18 protein-coding genes are annotated in these 16,912 nt (G+C 71.4%); 9 read left to right on the top strand and 9 right to left on the bottom strand.

Translation table 11 applies throughout. The annotated features are described in order from the left end of the window. Nucleotides 1–66 precede the first annotated feature (66 nt). Nucleotides 67–609: a DUF5134 domain-containing protein gene (locus H4696_RS20785; protein ID WP_086857473.1), complete on the top strand. Its 543-nt coding sequence runs from the start codon at nucleotides 67–69 to the stop codon at nucleotides 607–609. Nucleotides 610–797: 188 nt separating this feature from the next. On the opposite strand, the gene H4696_RS20780 is transcribed toward H4696_RS20785, so the two are convergent. Genes H4696_RS20780 through kstD form a run of 6 tightly spaced genes read right to left on the bottom strand, consistent with a single transcriptional unit; the run spans nucleotide 798 to nucleotide 6,235 of the window. After that, a complete protein-coding gene (locus H4696_RS20780; RefSeq protein WP_086857474.1) occupies nucleotides 798–1,250 on the bottom strand; it encodes a riboflavin kinase in 453 nt (150 codons plus the stop codon). Between the two features lie 55 nt (nucleotides 1,251–1,305). Beyond that, nucleotides 1,306–2,151 carry a MaoC/PaaZ C-terminal domain-containing protein gene (locus H4696_RS20775; RefSeq protein WP_086857475.1) on the bottom strand — a complete coding sequence of 282 codons (846 nt, stop codon included), beginning with the start codon at nucleotides 2,149–2,151 and terminating at the stop codon, nucleotides 1,306–1,308. Nucleotides 2,152–2,159: 8 nt separating this feature from the next. Continuing rightward, on the bottom strand, nucleotides 2,160–3,191 hold the full coding sequence (locus H4696_RS20770; RefSeq protein WP_086857476.1) for a ferredoxin--NADP reductase: 1,032 nt from the start codon (nucleotides 3,189–3,191) through the stop codon (nucleotides 2,160–2,162). Continuing rightward, complete coding sequence (locus tag H4696_RS20765) at nucleotides 3,184–3,441, bottom strand: hypothetical protein (RefSeq protein ID WP_086857477.1); 258 nt, start codon at nucleotides 3,439–3,441, stop codon at nucleotides 3,184–3,186. Before H4696_RS20765 ends, H4696_RS20770 begins: the two co-directional genes overlap by 8 nt. Further along, nucleotides 3,438–4,574 (bottom strand): 3-ketosteroid-9-alpha-monooxygenase, oxygenase component, encoded by a 1,137-nt coding sequence (locus tag H4696_RS20760; RefSeq protein ID WP_086857478.1) that lies wholly within the window; start codon nucleotides 4,572–4,574, stop codon nucleotides 3,438–3,440. The genes H4696_RS20765 and H4696_RS20760 overlap by 4 nt, the downstream gene beginning before the upstream one ends. Further along, entirely contained in the window at nucleotides 4,571–6,235 is a 1,665-nt protein-coding gene (gene kstD / locus H4696_RS20755; RefSeq protein WP_086857479.1) for a 3-oxosteroid 1-dehydrogenase, read from the bottom strand. Before kstD ends, H4696_RS20760 begins: the two co-directional genes overlap by 4 nt. A 202-nt stretch (nucleotides 6,236–6,437) precedes the next feature. Here kstD and H4696_RS20750 point away from each other — a divergent pair, with 202 nt between their 5' ends. The 7 genes from H4696_RS20750 (at nucleotide 6,438) to H4696_RS20720 (ending at nucleotide 13,442) form a co-directional block, all read left to right on the top strand. Next, on the top strand, nucleotides 6,438–8,036 hold the full coding sequence (locus tag H4696_RS20750) for an FAD-binding protein (RefSeq protein WP_086857480.1): 1,599 nt from the start codon (nucleotides 6,438–6,440) through the stop codon (nucleotides 8,034–8,036). A gap of 33 nt (nucleotides 8,037–8,069) precedes the next feature. Beyond that, entirely contained in the window at nucleotides 8,070–9,233 is a 1,164-nt protein-coding gene (gene hsaA, locus H4696_RS20745) for a 3-hydroxy-9,10-secoandrosta-1,3,5(10)-triene-9,17-dione monooxygenase oxygenase subunit (protein WP_086857481.1), read from the top strand. Further along, on the top strand, nucleotides 9,233–10,078 hold the full coding sequence (gene hsaD, locus H4696_RS20740; RefSeq protein WP_086857482.1) for a 4,5:9,10-diseco-3-hydroxy-5,9,17-trioxoandrosta-1(10),2-diene-4-oate hydrolase: 846 nt from the start codon (nucleotides 9,233–9,235) through the stop codon (nucleotides 10,076–10,078). The genes hsaA and hsaD overlap by 1 nt, the downstream gene beginning before the upstream one ends. Next, a complete protein-coding gene (gene hsaC, locus H4696_RS20735) occupies nucleotides 10,078–10,989 on the top strand; it encodes an iron-dependent extradiol dioxygenase HsaC (RefSeq protein WP_086857483.1) in 912 nt (303 codons plus the stop codon). The genes hsaD and hsaC overlap by 1 nt, the downstream gene beginning before the upstream one ends. Next, nucleotides 10,986–11,525: a 3-hydroxy-9,10-secoandrosta-1,3,5(10)-triene-9,17-dione monooxygenase reductase subunit gene (hsaB, locus tag H4696_RS20730; RefSeq protein ID WP_086857484.1), complete on the top strand. Its 540-nt coding sequence runs from the start codon at nucleotides 10,986–10,988 to the stop codon at nucleotides 11,523–11,525. Before hsaC ends, hsaB begins: the two co-directional genes overlap by 4 nt. Nucleotides 11,526–11,613: 88 nt before the next feature. Continuing rightward, on the top strand, nucleotides 11,614–12,723 hold the full coding sequence (locus H4696_RS20725) for an alpha/beta fold hydrolase (RefSeq protein ID WP_086857485.1): 1,110 nt from the start codon (nucleotides 11,614–11,616) through the stop codon (nucleotides 12,721–12,723). Between the two features lie 119 nt (nucleotides 12,724–12,842). Beyond that, a complete protein-coding gene (locus tag H4696_RS20720) occupies nucleotides 12,843–13,442 on the top strand; it encodes an Rv1733c family protein (protein WP_086857486.1) in 600 nt (199 codons plus the stop codon). Here H4696_RS20720 and H4696_RS20715 read toward each other — a convergent pair whose 3' ends face one another. The 3 genes from H4696_RS20715 to H4696_RS20705 are packed head-to-tail and all read right to left on the bottom strand — an operon-like array spanning nucleotide 13,443 to nucleotide 15,782. After that, nucleotides 13,443–13,709, bottom strand: coding sequence for a Smr/MutS family protein (locus H4696_RS20715; RefSeq protein WP_249026888.1), 267 nt, complete (start codon nucleotides 13,707–13,709; stop codon nucleotides 13,443–13,445). Then, on the bottom strand, nucleotides 13,694–14,755 hold the full coding sequence (locus H4696_RS20710; RefSeq protein WP_086857488.1) for an MBL fold metallo-hydrolase: 1,062 nt from the start codon (nucleotides 14,753–14,755) through the stop codon (nucleotides 13,694–13,696). Before H4696_RS20710 ends, H4696_RS20715 begins: the two co-directional genes overlap by 16 nt. A gap of 10 nt (nucleotides 14,756–14,765) precedes the next feature. After that, a complete protein-coding gene (locus H4696_RS20705) occupies nucleotides 14,766–15,782 on the bottom strand; it encodes a fatty acid desaturase family protein (RefSeq protein WP_086857489.1) in 1,017 nt (338 codons plus the stop codon). A 270-nt stretch (nucleotides 15,783–16,052) separates the two neighbouring features. On the opposite strand from H4696_RS20705, the gene H4696_RS20700 reads away from it, so the two are divergent. Then, a complete protein-coding gene (locus H4696_RS20700) occupies nucleotides 16,053–16,895 on the top strand; it encodes a transposase family protein (RefSeq protein ID WP_086864916.1) in 843 nt (280 codons plus the stop codon). The last annotated feature ends 17 nt before the right edge of the window (nucleotides 16,896–16,912 follow it).

Genomic DNA, 16,912 nt, shown 5'->3' with positions numbered 1-16,912 from the left:
GTGCGCGGCCGTCGCGGGTGTCACGGTGGAGGCACCACCCGCGACGGAGAGTGAGGCCGACTGGCGATGGTCGTCGACTGGGCGCTGACGGCCGTGTTCGCGGCGCTGGCGCTGCCGTGCGTGCTGCGGCTGGTCCGCCTCGACTACGCGCGGCTGGGCGACGGCGTCCGCCACGGCGACCTGGCCGAGCTGCTGCTGGTGGTGGCGATGGTGGCGATGGTCTCCCCGGTCGGCGGCCCCATCCCGGCGGCGGGCTGGCAGGCGGTGCTGGTGCTGACGGCGGGCTGGTTCACGCTGGCCTGGTGGCGGGGCCGCTCCGGCGCCCACCACGCCCTCTCGGCGGCGGCGATGTTCTACATGGTGACGGCGATGCCCCACGCGGGCGCGCACGGCCCGTGGCTGACGATGTCCACAATGGACTCCCGGCTGGCTCTGCCGCTGCTCGCGGTGGCGGCGGCGGGGTATTTCGTGGTCGACGCGGCCCGCACGGGAGTCGTGGTGCTCCGCGGCACGGCGTTGACGGCGGGCGCCGGCCAGGCGTCCCGCGCCCTCTGCCGGGCGGCGATGGGTGCCGGGATGGGCTACCTGCTCCTCGCCTCGGCCCTCTGACGTCCTCTTCAGCTCGTGAGGCGGCGGACCTCGCCCGGGCGCCTTCCCCTCTGCGCCCGCCGCGCTCGCCCCGATTCCGCGCTGTCGGATCGGTGTCGCCGCGGCTCGCCGCCCCGCTCGGAGGTCTTGAATGAGTCATTCAGGTCACCGGAGGTCCTGAATGACTCATTCAAGACACCGAGCGCGGGTCAGGTCGTAAGCCGGCGGACTTCGCCCAGGGGGCTTTCGCCCGGTTCCGGCAGCGAAGCGGCCGGGTGCGCGAGCGTCCACTGCGTCGCCGTCGCGATGTCGTTCTTCAGCGCCGTGATCAGGTCCTCCGCCGAGGAGTACTTCTCCTGGTCCCGCAGGTGCGACCCCAGCCACACCACCAGCGTCTCGCCGTAGAGGTCGCCGCTGAAGTCCAGCAGGTGGGCCTCCAGCAGGCGGTAGCCGTCCGCGCCGTAGTACGTCGGGCGGCGGCCGACCGAGATCGCGGCCGGGATGCGGGTGCCGTCGGGGCGGCCGGCCCAGCCCGCCCACACGCCGTCGCCGAGGGAGCCGTCCTGGTCGCTCAGTGCGATGTTGGCCGTGGGAAAGCCCAGCTCACGGCCGCGTTTGTCGCCCGATTCGACCGTTCCCCGCACCACGAAGTATTCCGGCATCGCGTTCGTCCTCCCGAGTCGCTCCCCTCCACGGTAGCGGGCGCGCGGGCGGGGTTCAGAGCGTGGACAGCACCGTGTCCGCCAGCACCGGGGCGTCGTCCCGGTCGGCCGCCGACGTCGTCACCAGCAGCCGGCCGTCCTCGCGCCACACCCGGATCCGCAGCGTCTCGCCGGGGAAGACCACGCCGGCGAACTTCGCCGCGAACGACGCCACGCGGGCCGGGTCGCCGTCGAGGAACTCGTTCACCAGCACCCGCGCGACGATGCCGTACGTGCACAGCCCGTGCAGGATCGGCCGGTCGAAGCCCGCCGCCCGGGCGAACGCGGGATCCGCGTGCAGCGGGTTGCGGTCGCCGCACAGCCGGTACAGCAGCGCCTGCTGCGGCAGCGTCGGCGTCTCGAAGACGAAGTCCGGGTCGCGCGATGGCCACTCGACGCGGTCCGACGGGCCCCGCGAGCCGCCGAACCCGCCTTCGCCGCGGGCGAAGATGCTCGACCGGGCCGTCCACAGTGGATCACCCGACGACGACGTGACCGAGACCTCCTGGATCACCACGGCGGCCTTGCCCTTGTCGTACACGTCCGCGATCCGCGACTTCGCCACCGCCTTGCCCGACGCCGGGATCGGCCCGTGCAGGGTGATCTCCTGCTTGCCGTGCAGCACCTTCGCCAGATCGATCTCCACGCCGGGGAACGACACCGCCGGCGGGTCGAACACGCGCAGGTTGGCCGCGACCGTCGCGAACGTCGGCAGCACCACCAGGTCCTGCTCGTAGGTGTAGCGCAGCTCGTCGGGCCCCGCACCCAGCGCCAGGTGGTACAGCAGCACGTCCGACGACGTCCAGGCGAAGCTCACCTCGCCGATCTCGGCGCCGATCGCGACGTCGGGGTTGATGGGCACGCGGGCTCCTATTCGTAGCTGATCGAGACGTCGTCGGTGACCGGGAGCGACTGGCAGGCCAGCACGATGCCGTCCGCCATGTCCTCGGCGTCGAGGACCTCGTTGTGCAGCATCTTCACCTCGCCCGAGACGACCCGGCACGCGCACGCGCTGCATTGTCCCTCGCGACACGAGTAGGGCGCGTCCATCCCGGCGTCCAGCAGGTGGTCGAGGAGCTTGCGCTGCCGCGGCCAGGACATCGTCCGCGTCGAACCGTCCAGGGAAACCGTCAGCGACGCCGGTGCAGCGTCCGACTCCGGGGCCTCCTCGGCGGGGGCGTCCTCGAACGGGTTCCCGGTGAGCGACGTGAACTTCTCGACGTGCACCCGGTCCCGGGGCACCCCGAGCTGCCCGAGCGCCTCCCGCACGGCCGCCATGAACGGCGCCGGCCCGCACAGGAAAGCCTCGTGCGAGGTGTACGCCGATGCCAGCCCGCGCAGCTGCGAGACGTCCGGCAGGCCCTGGACGCTCTCCAGCCAGTGCACGACGACCAGGCGGTCGCCGTACCGCTTCGCCAGCGACGCCAGCTCGCCCGCGAAGATCACCGAATTCTCGTCCCGGTTCGCGTAGACCAGCACGACCCGGCCGGATCCGGTCTCCAGCGCCGTTTTCAGGATCGCCATCACCGGCGTGATGCCGCTGCCGCCGGCGAACAGCAGGAAGTCCTCGTCCACCGAAGCCGGGCAGAACACGCCAGCCGGCGCGAGCACGTCCACTTGCATGCCCGGCTCCAGCGACGAGCAGACCCAGCTGGACCCGTACCCGCCGTCCGTGCGCTTGACCGTCACCTGCACGCGGTTCTCGTGCGGCGCGCTCGAGAGCGAGTAGCACCGCGCCACCGAACCGGTCCGGTCGCTGGGGATCTTCAGCGTCAGGAACTGCCCGGCCCGGTAGGTGAAAGCCGAAGCGTGCTCGGGCGGGATCTCGAAGACCACCGACCGCGCGTCCGGCGTCTCGACGACGACGTCGGCGACCGTCAGCGTGTAGACCCGCTCAGCCATCGGCCACCGCCAGCGAGCCCTCCCGCACCGCGTCGCCGATGCTGTCGGCCAGCTTCGGGCACGTGTCGAGCAGCGCCGACGGGCCGTCCGCGTCGGCGAACACCGGGCAGGTGTCGGCGGGCCGGGACGTCCACTGGATGCTCGTGTGCTGGATGCTGTTCTTCTTGACCAGCACGCACGTCCCGCAGCTGCGGCACTCGTGCGGCCGCAGCCCGCCGGTCAGGAACTCGGTCTGTTCGGCGGTGGTCACACTTCCGCCTCGGTCTTCTGCCGCGCCAGGTTCTCCGCCACCTCGGCCGCCCACGCCTCGTTCGCCTTCGTGGTGTCCACTTCGAACTCGAAGCGCCGGGTCATGTCCTCGGTGACGTCGGCGGCGTCGACGTAGAACTGCTGGTACCAGCGGCGAAGCTGGTAGACCGGACCGTCCTCTTCGCACAGCAGCGGGTTGTCGATCTGCGTCTTGTGCTTCCAGATCTCGACGTCCTGCAGGAACCCGGCGCCGATCCCGCGGGCCAGCTTCGCGGCGATCTTGTCCGCGTGCTCGTCGGTGAGCCCGTGCTGCTTCTTGACCTTCATGCCGTACTGCAGCACGAACGACGTCGGCGTCACGGGGTAGTGGCAGTTGATGAGCACGCTCTCGATTTCGTAGCCCTGGAACGAGTTCACCAGCTTGTTGATCATGTAGGACGGCCCGAAGTACGACGCCTCCGAGCGCAGCAGGTTGTCCTCGCCGCCGTAGTTCGAGGCCATGCCCATGTCCGGGCGGCCCTTGGTGTTGAGGTACTGCGTGGCGATGTGGCCCTCGAAGACGTTCTTGAAGTACGTCGGGTAGGCGTAGTGGATGTAGAAGAAGTGGGCCATGTCGACGACGTTGTCGATGATCTCCCGGCAGTTGGAGCCGTCGATGAAGATCTCGTCCCAGGTCCAGTTGCTCCACTCGTCGCTGTAGGCGGCCTCGATCCGCGGGATGGCCAGCTCTTCGGGCGGCGGGTTGCCTTCCGGGTCGTGCCAGACCATCAGCTGGCCGTTCTGCTCCACTGTCGTCCAGGCCCGCGTCCGCGCGCGCAGCGGAACCCGCTTGGCGTAGGGGATCGAGACGCACTTGCCCTTGCCGTTCCAGCGCCAGTCGTGGAACGGGCAGGCGACCTCGTCGCCCTTGACGCTGCCCTGGGTGAGGTCGCCGCCCATGTGCCGGCAGTACCCGTCGAGGACGTTCAGCCCGCCCTTCGAGTCGGCGAACACGACGAGTTTCGTGCCGAACGCCGTGACCGCGTGGGGTTTCCCGTCGCGGAATCGCTCGGCCAGGCCGAGGCAGTGCCAGCCGCGGGCGAACCTGGTCGGCGGCTCGCCGGCGTAGATCGTGCGTACGGACTCCTGCGTCATCGTTCGCCTCCCGTGGTGCCCTGATCTTCGTTCGCCAGCCGCGTCGCCGCAAGGTAGCCGAACACCATGGCCGGCCCGATGGTCGCGCCCGGCCCGGCGTAGGTCCGGCCCATCACGGCCGCGCTGACGTTGCCCGCGGCGTACAGACCGGGCACCACCGAGCCGTCCTCGCGCAGCACGCGCGCGTGTTCGTCGGTGCGCAGACCGCCCTTGGTGCCCAGGTCGCCCGGCACGATCTTGACCGCGTAGTACGGCGCTTTGTCGAGCGGGCCGAGGCTGGGGTTGGGTTTGTTGCGCGGATCGCCGTAGTAGTGGTCGTACTTGCTGACCCCGCGGTGGAAGTCCTCGTCGACGCCCTTGCGCGCGAAGCCGTTGAACCGCTGGACGGTCGCTTCGAGCGCGTCGGCCGGCACCTCGATCTTCTGCGCCAGCCCCGCCAGCGTCGACGACTTCGCCGCGATCCCGGCCTTGAACCAGCGGCCGGGCAGCGGCTGGCGCGGCCCGATGCCGGTGAACATGTACCGGTCCTTGTAGCGCTGGTCGAACACCAGCCAGGTCGGGATGTGCTCGCCGGGCCCGTCGCCCTCGCCGTACATCGCGTGCACGGCCTCGACGTAGGGCGCCGACTCGTTGACGAACCGCTGCCCGCGCGCGTCGACCATGATGCAGCGCGGCCGCGACCGCTCGGCCAGGGCGAACCACGGCCCGCCGGTGAGCGGCAGCGTCGGACCCCACCAGGCGTCGTCCATCAGGTCGAGCGCCGCGCCGAGCTGGATGCCGGCGGTGATGCCGTCGCCGGTGTTGGCGGCCGCGCCGACGGTCCAGTCGACGCCGATCGGCGCGCGCTGGTACTTCTCGCGCATCTCGAGGTTCTGCTCGAACCCGCCGCTGGCGAGGATCACCCCGCGCCGGGCCCCGACGACCCCGTCCGGGGTGACGACGCCGGTGACGCGGTCGCCTTCGAGCCGCAGGTCGACCAGCGGCGTGTTCAGCCGGACCTCGACACCGGCGTCGGCCAGGCCCACCCGCAGCCCGGCCGCAAGCGCTTGCCCCATGCTGAGCGGCCGCTGTCCGCGCAGCTTTCCGGCGAGCCACTGCAGCCCCAGCGACAGCAGCCGGACGCTCCCGCGCGGGTGCCGCGCGAGGAGGCTCAGCCAGCGGTAGTCGGCCTGGGTGATCGGTACCCCGAGCGGGGGAGCGCTGTACGGCGGTTCGAGGTGGGCCAGTTCGGCGCCGAGCAGCTTGCCGTCGAAGGCCATCGGCTCGACCGAGCGGCCGCCGGGCCGCCCGCCGGGGGCTTCGGGGTGGTAGTCGCTGTAGTCGCGGACCCACCGGAACTTCAGCGGCGTGTGGTCGCAGACGAACTTCAGCACCTCGGGCCCGTGGTCGAGGAACGTGTCGCGCCGGACGGCCGGGACGACGTCGCCGACGATCGAGGCCAGGTACTCGCGGGCCCGCTCGGGGGGCTCGTCGATCCCGGCGGCGCGCAGCGCGTGGTTGCCCGGCAGCCAGACCCCGCCGCCGGAGCGGGCGGTCGAGCCACCGAAACAGGCCGCCTTTTCGAGGACGACGACGCTGAGACCGTGGTGAGCCGCGGCCAAGGCGGCGGTCATCCCGGCGGCGCCACTGCCGACGACGACGACGTCGAACTGCTCCGTCATGCCACCTCACCTGTACTGAGCTGATGGTTACCGATCCGGCCGTCAGCCACGGCGGAACGGGTGCCGTCGAGTGGGTCCGCGCCTGCCCGCATCCGCCTTCTTCCGGGCCGAATCGGTAACGTGTTCCACGAAATGAGTATCCAGTTGGGAGCCGCTTCGGCAACCATAGACGAGAACGTGTTTCAGTTCTAGGGTACCGACCATGGACGAACTCGTCGCGGACGTCATCATCGTGGGGTTCGGAGCGGCCGGCGCGTGCGCGGCCCTCGAAGCGGCCGACGCGGGCGCCGACGTCGTCATCGTCGAGCGGTTCGACGGCGGTGGCGCCAGCGCGGTCAGCGGGGGCGTGGTCTACGCGGGCGGCGGGACCGCCCAGCAGCTGGACGCGGGCGTCGACGACTCGGTCGACGCGATGTACGCCTACCTGCGGCTCGAGACCGGGGACGTCGTCGCCGAGGAGACGCTGCGGCGGTTCTGCGAAGGCAGCCGCGAGATGATCACCTGGCTGGAGGGCAACGGCGTGCCGTTCGAAGGCAGCCTGTGCCCGTACAAGACGTCGTACCCGAGCGACGCCCACTACCTGTACTACTCCGGCAGTGAGGCGGCGGGCGGCTTCCGCGACGCGGCGAAACCGGCCCCGCGCGGCCACCGCGTCAAGGGGCCGGGGACCTCGGGGAAGATGCTGATGACCCGGCTGAAGGAGGCCGTGCGCAAGCGGGGGATCCGGGTGCTGACGCAGACGCACGCCCGCAGCCTGCTCCAGGAGGACGGGCGCGTCACCGGGCTCATCGCCGACTCGCTGAGCGACGCGCCCGCGCGGGTGCGGGCCCGGCACCAGCGGTTCGCGCGGTACGCCGCGAAACCCGGGATCTACGTGCCGTCGCTGCGCAAGTCGCTGCACCGGCGGGTCGAGCGCTTCGAGCGCACGCACGGCCGTGAGCTGCGGATTTCCGCCCGGCGCGGGGTCGTGCTCGCCGCGGGCGGGTTCATCGCGAACCGCGAGATGGTGCGCGAGCACGCCCCGAAGTACCGCGGCGGGCTGCCGCTCGGCACGTCCGCCGACAATGGCTCGGGCATCCGGCTTGGCGTCGAGGCCGGGGCCGCGACCGGCGAACTGGGCCGGATCTCCGCGTGGCGGTTCATCACGCCGCCCAGCGCGTTCCTCGGCGGCATCATCGTCGACGCCGCGGGCCGCCGGGTCATCGACGAGTCGCGGTACGGCGCCGCCGTCGGGGAGAAGCTCATCGAGGAGCACGGGAGCAAGGGCTGGCTGCTCGTCGACGCGCCGATCGTCGCCGAGGCGCGGCGGGACACGAAGGCGCAAAGCCAGTGGTTCCAGGGGTTGCAGCTGCGGTACCTGCTGCGCCGCGGCCGCGTGACGGGCGCGACGGTCGAGGAAGTCGCGCGCAAGGCCGGCGTCGATCCGCAGGGGCTGCGCGCGAGCGTCGAGGCCTACCACGGCGACCGCGATCCGGCGGGCAAGCCCGACGAGTTCCGCCGGTGGCTCGAGCGGCCGCCGTACTCGCTCATCGACATCTCGGTGCGGCCCAACCTGGGGTACCCCACGCCGATGCTCACCCTCGGCGGCCTGGTCGTGGACGAAGACTCCGGCGCGGTCCGGAGCACGGCGGGGGAGCCGATCCCCGGCCTGTACGCCGCCGGCCGCACCGCCGTGGGAATCTGTTCCAGGTCCTACGTGAGCGGTCTGTCGCTGGCCGACTGCGTGTTTTCCGGCCGCAGGGCGGGGATCAACAGCGCCCTGGCGCAGGGTGTTCTCGACAAAAACGAGAACGTGTTCTAGTCTTGGCGCAGTGAGCCAGAGAGAGGACTGCGCATGAGCGAGCAGGTGATCGCCGGGGTCCGGGACCTCCTGCCGGTCCTGCGGGAACGGGCCCAGGACACCGAGGACGCGCGGAACGTCCCCGAGGAGTCCGTCAAGGCCCTGCAGGAGACCGGGTTCTTCAAGATGCTGCAGCCGAAGTCGTTCGGCGGCCTCGAAACCGACCCGGTGAGCTTCTACACCGCGGTCAAGCTGATCGCGAGCGCGTGCGGGTCCACCGGCTGGGTCGCCTCCATCCTCGGCGTCCACCCGTGGCACGTGGCGCTGTTCGACGCGCAGGCGCAGCAAGAGGTCTGGGGCGAAGACGAAGACGTGCGGATCTCGTCGTCGTACGCGCCGATGGGCAAGGCGGAGGTCGTCGACGGCGGCTACCGGCTGTCCGGCCGCTGGAGCTTTTCCTCCGGCTCCGGCCACTGCACGTGGGTGCTGCTCGGGGGACCGGCGTTCAAGGACGGGAAACCGGTCGACTTCTGCACCTACCTGCTGCCGATCGCGGACTACACCATCGTGGACGTCTGGGACACCGTCGGCCTGCGCGGCACTGGGTCGAACGACATCGTGGTCGAGGACGTCTTCATCCCGCAGCACCGGGCGCTGAGCTTCATCGCGACGTCGAAGTGCAAGGTGCCGGGCCAGGCGGTCAACCCCGGCCCGCTGTACCGGCTGCCCTACGGCTCGGTGCACCCGTCCACGATCACCGCGCCGATCATCGGCATGGCGCAAGGCGCCTACGACGCCCACGTCGAGCACCAGCGCAAGCGCGTGCGGGCCGCGTACGCCGGTGAGCAGTCCAAAGAGGATCCGTTCGCCAAGGTGCGGATCGCCGAAGCGGCCAGCGAAATCGACGCGGCCTGGCTGCAGCTGACCCGCAACATCGAGGAGCTGTACGAACTTGCCAAGCGCGAGGAACGGCTCCCGGCGGACCTGCGGCTGCGCGTCCGGCGCGACCAGGTGCGCGGCACCGAGCGCGCGATCTCGGCGATCGACCGGCTCTTCGAGAACTCCGGCGGCCGCGCGATCCAGCGCGGCACGCCGATCCAGCGCTTCTGGCGCGACGCGCACGCGGGCCGGGTGCACGCGGCGAACGACGCCGAGCGCGCGTACGTCATGTTCGGCACCGGCGCCTTCGGGCTCCCCGTCGAGAACGCGATGTACTGATGGCCGCACCGGAAGGGAAGTACGTCCAGGCCGGCTCGCTGAAGCTGCACTACCACGAAGCCGGCGCCGAGCACGCCGAGACGGTGATCCTGCTGCACGGCGGCGGGCCCGGCGCGTCGGCGTGGAGCAACTTCGGGCGCAACCTGCCGGAGTTCGCCAAGCACTACCGGACGATCGCCGTCGACCAGCCGGGGTTCGGCCGGTCGGACAAGCCGACCGAGCACCCGCAGTACTTCCGGCACAGCGCGGACGCCGTCGTCGGGCTGATGGACGCGCTGGGCATCGAACGCGCGCACTTCGTCGGCAATTCGCTCGGCGGGGGCGCGGCGGTCCGGCTGGCGCTGAACCACGGCAAGCGCGCCGGGCGGCTGGTGCTGATGGGGCCGGGCGGGCTGAGCGTCAACCTGTTCGCGCCGGACCCGACCGAAGGCGTCAAGAACCTCGGGCGGTTCGCGGCCAAGCCGTCGCGCGAACGCATGGAAGCTTTCCTGCGCATCATGGTCCACGACCAGGGGCTGATCACCGACGAGCTGATCGACGACCGCTTCGCGGCGGCGAACACCCCCGAGTCGCTCGCCGCGATGCGGGCGATGGGGATGTCGTTCGCGCAGCCCGACAGCTACGAAGAAGGCATGCTCTGGCGCGAAGCCCACCGGCTGCGCCAGCGCGTGCTGCTGATCTGGGGCCGCGAGGACCGCGTCAATCCCTTGGACGGCGCGTTGGTGGCTTTGAAGACGATTCCGCGCGCGCAGCTGCACGTGTTCGGCGGCTGCGGGCACTGGGCCCAGCTGGAGAAGTTCGACGAGTTCAACCGGCTGGCCCTCGACTTCCTCGGGAGTTCCTGATGGGCATCCGGTCACTGGGCTACCTCCGCATCGAAGCCACCGACATGGCCGCGTGGCGCGAGTACGGGCTCAAGGTGCTCGGCATGGTCGAAGGCAGCGGCACCGACCCGGACGCGCTCTACCTGCGCATGGACGACTTCCCCGCCCGCTTGGTCATCTCACCCGGTTCGGCGGATCGCTTGGCCGTCACCGGCTGGGAGGTGGCCCACGCGGGGGAGCTGGCCGAGCTGCGGTCGCGATTGGACAGTGCGTCGGTGCCGTACAAGGAAGGCACGCCCGACGAGCTGGCCGACCGCAGCGTCGACGAGCTGATCAGCTTCGACGACCCGTCGGGTAACACCCAGGAGGTGTTCCACGGCGTCGCGCTGCAGCACCGGCGGGTGGTCAGCCCGTACGGCCACAAGTTCGTCACCGGCGAACAGGGTCTCGGGCACGTGGTCTTGTCCACAAAGGACGACGAGGCGTCGCTGCGGTTCTACCGCGACGTCCTCGGCTTCCGGCTGCGCGATTCGATGCGCCTGCCGCCGCAGCTGGTCGGCAGGCCCGCCGACGGGCCACCCGCGTGGCTGCGGTTCTTCGGGTGCAACCCGCGCCACCACAGCCTGGCGTTCCTGCCGATGCCGACGCCGTCCGGGATCGTGCACCTGATGGTCGAGGTGGAGAACACCGACGACGTCGGCCTGTGCCTCGACCGCGCGATCCGGCGCAAGGTGCCGATGTCGGCCACGCTCGGCCGGCACGTCAACGACCTGATGCTGTCGTTCTACATGAAGACCCCCGGTGGCTTTGACGTCGAGTTCGGCTGTGAAGGCCGCCAGGTCGACGACGACAACTGGATCGCGCGCGAGAGCACCGCGGTTTCCCTGTGGGGCCACGACTTTTCGGTCGGCGCGCGGCCCCCGGGCGCATGACTTCCGTGGCGGTCGACCAGACCGAGTTCCGCAGCGTGCTCGGGCACTTCTGCACGGGCGTCACGGTGGTCACCGGCCGCGACGGCGACACGCTCGCCGGGTTCGCCTGCCAGTCGTTCGCCGCGCTGTCGCTCGACCCGCCCCTGGTGCTGTTCTGCCCGGCGCGCACCTCGCGGACGTGGCCGGTGCTGGCCGCGGCCGGGCGGTTCGCGGTCAACGTGCTGGCCGAGGACCAGCAGGAGATCAGCGCGGTGTTCGGCGCCCGCGGCGAGGACAAGTTCGCCCGGGTCGGCTGGACGCCCGCGCCGTCCGGCGCGCCGCTGCTCGACGGTGCTTTGACGTGGATCGACTGTTCTTTGGAGGCGGTGCACGAGGCGGGCGACCACTACGTCGTGATCGGCCGGGTCACGGCGCTGGGCGCACCGTCGGACGCGCGGCCGTTGCTGTTCCACCGGGGCCGGTACGCGGTGACCGAACCGGCGCGCGACGCGCTGGCGGCGCTGATGCCGTGGCCTCGGCCGGACGACTGGCTCTGAGCGGCAGGTGTGCCGAACGGGTGGCTCCCAGTAACGGGCGCCGGGGTGGGTGCGACTTCCCCGGGAGCCGTCGCCTGAGGAGGACCCCGTGCAGCTGTGCGGATTCCCGGCCGCCGAGGTCGAGTTCGACCGGGCGGGTGCCGTCGTCGGTGACCGGGGTGCGGCCGTGCGGGAGCTCGCGGCCGATCCGGCCGTCACCGACCTCGTCGTCCTCTGCCACGGCTGGAACAACGATCACCTGATCGCGCGCCTGCTCTACTCGGCGCTGGCCGGGTCGATGCGCGCGGTGGCGGGGCCCGGCCACGGGGTCGGGTTCGCGTGCGTGCTGTGGCCGTCGCGGAAGATCGCCGGCGTCGAGACCGGCGCGAGCCTCGACGAGCGCCTCGACCAGCTGCGGGACCTCGTGCCGGAGCAGCGGCTCACCATCGACGCGGCGGCCGGGCTGGTGCCCGCGCTCCCGGCCCGCGCGACCGCGCGCACCGCGTTCGCCGCCGCGCTGCTTTCGGTGGCCTCCCGCGGTGCGGACGACCGCGAAGACGCGTCGGCCCAGCTGTTCGGCCTCCCCGGCGGCACGGTCATGGACCGCCTCGGCGCCCCCGACCTCCTCGACTTCCTCGCCTACTACGAGATGAAGGTCCGCGCGGGGACCGTCGGCGAACGCGGGCTCGCGCCCTTCCTGGCCACGCTCACCCGGCCGAAGATCCACCTCGTCGGCCACAGCTTCGGCGGCCGGCTGGTGACGGCGGCCGCCAACGCGCGCCCGGCCGGCTCGCTGGCGACGCTGACCCTGCTGCAGGCGGCGTTCTCGCACCACGGCTTCGCGGCGGACTGGGGCGGCGGGGAGCCGGGGGCGTTCCGCCGGGTGCTGGAGGAGCGGGTGGTGACCGGCCCGATCCTCGTCACCCACACCGCCAATGACCTCGCGGTCGGCGTCGCCTACGCGATCGCGTCCCGGATCGCGGGCCAGACGGCGTCCCTCACGGGGGACGCGTCGAGCCCGTACGGCGGCATGGGCCGCAACGGCGCGCAGCGGACCGCCGAAGCCGTCACGGGGGAGCTGTTCCCGGTGAGCGGGACCTACCACTGGCGGCCGGGGGTGCCGCACAACCTCCGCGCGGACCGGTTCGTGCGCGCCCACACCGACGTCACCGGGCCCCAGATCGCTCACGCGCTGTGGTCGGCGATCGCGGCGAGTTAGCCGACCGGGTGGTTGTGCACCGGTTCACAGGTGGGCCGCATCCCATTTACGAGAGAAAGTCGACCCCCTGCGCGCACACTGTTATCGAGATGACGTCTTCTGGGAGGAGTGAGTCGCGCATGCGCAGGCCCAGCGGACGGATCGCCCGGTTCCGGCGCCGGTTGCACCCCGGGCGCAACCCGCTGGCGCGGACGGGCGACCGGCTCGAGTCCCTCCTGCTCCTCCTGGTGATCGCGGGCGCGTTCCTGGCCGTGCCGTTCGCGGCGGCGTTCGGCTCCGACACCTACGCGGCGCAGACCGTCCGCGCCGAGCAGGAGCGCGCGACCCGCCACCCGGCGACGGCGGTGTCCCTCGCCGCGGCGCCCAGCCAGACCTACAGCACCGACGGTGCCGGCGCGCCCGCCGACCAGACGACGGTCCAGGCCGCCTGGTTCGACGCCCGCGGCGCCCGGCACACCGGCGACGTCCTGGCCGATGCGGGCAGCCCGGCGGGCACGCGCGTGTCCGTGTGGCTCGACCAGCACGGCGACCTGACGACCGAGCCGCTTTCCCCGGCCACCTCGGCGGCCGACGGCGTCTTCGCGGCGATCCTGCTGTGGGTCGCGATCACCGGCTCGCTGGCCGGTCTCTACGGCGCCGGCCGGTTCGTCCTGAGCCGCCTGCACTCGGCGGCGTGGGACCGCGCGTGGGCCGAAGCCCGGCACGACAGCCGCTTCTGATCACTTCCAGCGGAAGTGCACGAACACCCGGCCGAAGTTGTCCTTGTCCTTCTCGACCCGGTGGTAGCGCGCCTTGACGTCCTTGCGCTCGAGGAACCGCAGGACGTGCTTCTTCAGCTGCCCCGACCCCTTGCCGGGGATGATCTCGACGAGCGGCGCCTTCTTGGCGACGGCCTCGTCGATGATCGCCTCGAGCGCCCGGTCGATTTCGCCGCCGCGGTTGTAGATGTCGTGCAGATCCAGCTTGAGCTTCACAGCGCCTGCCACCAGCCCTCCACCGGCGGGGGCGCGGTGACGTCGATGCGCTCGCCCGGGCGCGGGATCGCCAGGTCCAGGTCGGCCGCCTTCGCTTCGCGCCACACGCGGTCCGCCGGCTCGCCCCACGGGTGCATCGCCAGCTGGAACGTCGCCCAGTGCACCGGGACCAGCAGCTTCGCCCGCACGTCGAGGCCTGCCGCGACGCCTTCCTCCGGCGTCATGTGGATGTCCGGCCAGAGCGGGGCGTACGCGCCGACCTGGATCAAGGCCGCGTCGAACGGGCCGTGCTCGGCGCCGATCTTCGCGAAGCCGTCGAAGTACCCGGTGTCGCCGCTGTAGAACACGCGGTGCGCGGGACCCAGCAGTGCCCACGACGTCCAGAGCGTGCTGTCGTTCGAGATGCCGCGGCCGGAGAAGTGCTGGGCCGGCGTCGCGACGAACCGGACGCCCGCCACGGTGGCCTCTTCGTTCCAGTCGAGCTCGATGATCCGCGCGGCCGGGACACGCCAGCGTTCGAGGTGCGCGCCCACGCCGAGCGGCACCAGGAACGGCGCCGTCGTCGACGCGACCAGTGCGCGGACGGTCGCCAGGTCCAGGTGGTCGTAGTGGTCGTGGGAGATGACCACCGCGTCGATCCGGCCGAGGCCCGACAGCGGCACCGGCGGCTCGTGCAGCCGCCGCGGGCCGGCGAACGCCGCGGGCGACACCCGCTCGCTCCACACCGGGTCCAGCAGCACGCGGGCGCCGTCGAGCTCGACCAGGGTGGACGCGTGGCCGTACCAGGTCAGGTGCACGCCCTCGGCCGCTTCGACCGGCGCGGCCGCGACCAGCGGGACCGCCCCGCCCGGTTTGCGCAGTTCGCGGTGCTCGCCGAAGAACATTTCGCGGAAGATGGTCCGCATCGACGCCGCCGTCATCGGGTGGCGCGGCGCCGCGTTGCGGAACACCTTCCCGTCGAACTGCGGCGACGAGCGCACCCGCTCGGCCCGCGCCCCGGCCGCCTTCGCGCCGAATGCCGCCGGCAGGTCCCGGAGGGCCGCGATCGTCTTCCTCATGGTGCCGAGTCTACGAACGGTTCCTGAGAGGTGCCCCAGCTTCATGCAGGTGGGTGAGCGCCTGGCGGTAGGACTCGGCCAGGCTCGTCTGCAGGTAGGGGACGCCGAGCTCGGCGCAGTAGGCCTGGACGATCGGCTGCGCGCGGCGCAGGTGCGGCGACGGCATGCTCGGGAACAGGTGGTGCTCGATCTGGTAGTTGAGGCCGCCGAGCGCGATGTCGGTGACGAGGCCGCCGCGGACGTTGCGCGAGGTCAGCACCTGCTTGCGCAGGAAGTCGAGCTGGGCAGGCCCGGTCAGCGTCGGCATGCCCTTGTGGTTCGGCGCGAAGATCGATCCCATGTAGACACCCCACAGTCCTTGGTGGACGGCGCAGAACAGCAGCGCCATGCCGGGGGAGAGGACGGTGAACAGCGCGCTGAAGTACAGGACGTGGTGCGCGGCGAGCAGCGCGGCTTCGGTCTTGCGCCGGCGCAGCCCCGGCTTGCGCACCGCGCGGATCCCCGACCAGTGCAGGTTCAGGCCTTCGAGGGTGAGCAGCGGGAAGAACAGGAACGCCTGGTACCGCCCGATGAACCGGGGCACCCCGCGGCTGGCGCGCGCCTGGTCCTTCGACCACACCAGGATGTCCGGGTCGACGTCGGGGTCGAGCTCCTCGTGGTTCGGGTTGGCGTGGTGGTGGGTGTGCTTGTCCATCCACCAGCCGTAGCTCATCCCGACCCCGAGGTTCCCGGCGAGCAGCCCGGCGACCTCGGTGGGACGGCGGCGCCGGAACACCTGCTTGTGCGCGAGGTCGTGGGACAGCAGCGCGATCTGCCCGAACATGAAGGCCTGGAAGACGGCGATACCCAGCTGCCACCAGGAGTTCCCGAGCAGCGCGAAGGCCACCCACCCGGCGGCGAAGAGCCCGGCGACGACGGTGATCCGGGCGGCGTAGTACCCGGGACGGCGCGCCATCAGCCCGGCGGCGGAGATGCGGCGGCTCAGCCGGGCGAAGTCGCTGCCGACGTGGTTCTCTGTGGTGGTCACCCGGCTGAGTCTTCGCGGCGCGGGCCCACGGCGGAATCCTGCGCGCCTCCGGCAGTTTCGGGGGGCCAGCCCTACCGGCCGCGCTGGTATACGAGCGCCCCAATGTGGCGTTGGTTGCGTCCAACGCACCGAACGCCACATTGGGTGCGCTGGACGCACCGAACGCCACATTGAGGTTTTCTCAGTAGCGGTGTGGTTCCGCGAATAGGCGTGGGGCCCCTGGTAGGACTGGATTTGCGAAGATCAAGTCCGAGGTTCCAGAGGCCCCACGTGATCAATTATGGCGCCACCCTCGACGTGGCGCGCGAGCTGGTCTGGTTCGTTGCCCGTGTCCTGCAGACCGAGCGGCTGCGGCGCGGCACCCGCCGCGGCCGGCGCGCCCTGACCCCCTACCGGCACGCGGTCCTGGCGCTGCGCTGGTTCCGCGACGCCACCCCCGTGCACCGGCTGGCCACCGACCACCACATCAGCACCGCCACCGCCTACCGCTACCTGCACGAAGCCATCACCGCCCTCGCCGCCCAAGCCCCGGACCTGCACCAAGTCCTGGCCGACCGCCGCGCCCGGGGTGACACCCACGTGATCCTCGACGGCAGCCTCATCTCCTGCGACCGGGTCGCGGCGACCACGACCAAAACCAAAGGCAAGAACCGCGGCCGGACCGTGCACCTGTGGTACTCGGGCAAACACCGAGCCTTCGGCGGAAACATCCAGTTCCTGGCCAGCGCCGACGGATTCCCGCTGTGGGTCTCCCCGGTGCTGCCCGGCTCCCGCAACGACCTCTCCGCCGCCCGCGACCTCGACATCATCGGCGCGTTAACCGCCGCCGCAGCCCACGGCCTGCCCACCCTGGCCGACAAGGCCTACCACTCCGCCGGCATCGGCATCTACACCCCGGTCAAGAAAGCCGCCGGCCAACCACCCCTCCACCTCCGCCAACGGGTCTACAACCAGCTGCAATCCCGAGCCCGCGCCCTCGGCGAACGCGCCATGGCCATCCTCAAAACCCGCTGGTCAGCCCTACACCGCATCAGCCTCTGCCCACACCGCATCGGCACCATCGTCCAAGCAGCCCTCGTCCTCACCCACCACGAACACCACGGACGCTACTGAGAAAACCTCATTGGGGC

The sequence above is a fragment of the Amycolatopsis lexingtonensis genome (assembly GCF_014873755.1).
Classification (GTDB): Bacteria; Actinomycetota; Actinomycetes; order Mycobacteriales; family Pseudonocardiaceae; genus Amycolatopsis; species Amycolatopsis lexingtonensis.
The sequence above is the reverse complement of the archived record's forward strand: the minus strand, read 5'-3'. Positions and strand labels throughout refer to the sequence as shown.

Bases quoted from the DNA above. Each gene is read 5' to 3' on its own strand.
- H4696_RS20770 (WP_086857476.1), bottom strand. From the start codon at position 3,191: ATGGCTGAGCGGGTCTACACGCTGACGGTCGCCGACGTCGTCGTCGAG.
- kstD (WP_086857479.1), bottom strand. From the start codon at position 6,235: ATGACGGAGCAGTTCGACGTCGTCGTCGTCGGCAGTGGCGCCGCCGGG.
- hsaC (WP_086857483.1), top strand. From the start codon at position 10,078: ATGGGCATCCGGTCACTGGGCTACCTCCGCATCGAAGCCACCGACATG.
- H4696_RS20750 (WP_086857480.1), top strand. From the start codon at position 6,438: ATGGACGAACTCGTCGCGGACGTCATCATCGTGGGGTTCGGAGCGGCC.
- H4696_RS20720 (WP_086857486.1), top strand. From the start codon at position 12,843: ATGCGCAGGCCCAGCGGACGGATCGCCCGGTTCCGGCGCCGGTTGCAC.
- hsaA (WP_086857481.1), top strand. From the start codon at position 8,070: ATGAGCGAGCAGGTGATCGCCGGGGTCCGGGACCTCCTGCCGGTCCTG.
- H4696_RS20760 (WP_086857478.1), bottom strand. From the start codon at position 4,574: ATGACGCAGGAGTCCGTACGCACGATCTACGCCGGCGAGCCGCCGACC.
- hsaB (WP_086857484.1), top strand. From the start codon at position 10,986: ATGACTTCCGTGGCGGTCGACCAGACCGAGTTCCGCAGCGTGCTCGGG.
- H4696_RS20785 (WP_086857473.1), top strand. From the start codon at position 67: ATGGTCGTCGACTGGGCGCTGACGGCCGTGTTCGCGGCGCTGGCGCTG.
- H4696_RS20710 (WP_086857488.1), bottom strand. From the start codon at position 14,755: ATGAGGAAGACGATCGCGGCCCTCCGGGACCTGCCGGCGGCATTCGGC.
- H4696_RS20780 (WP_086857474.1), bottom strand. From the start codon at position 1,250: ATGCCGGAATACTTCGTGGTGCGGGGAACGGTCGAATCGGGCGACAAA.
- hsaD (WP_086857482.1), top strand. From the start codon at position 9,233: ATGGCCGCACCGGAAGGGAAGTACGTCCAGGCCGGCTCGCTGAAGCTG.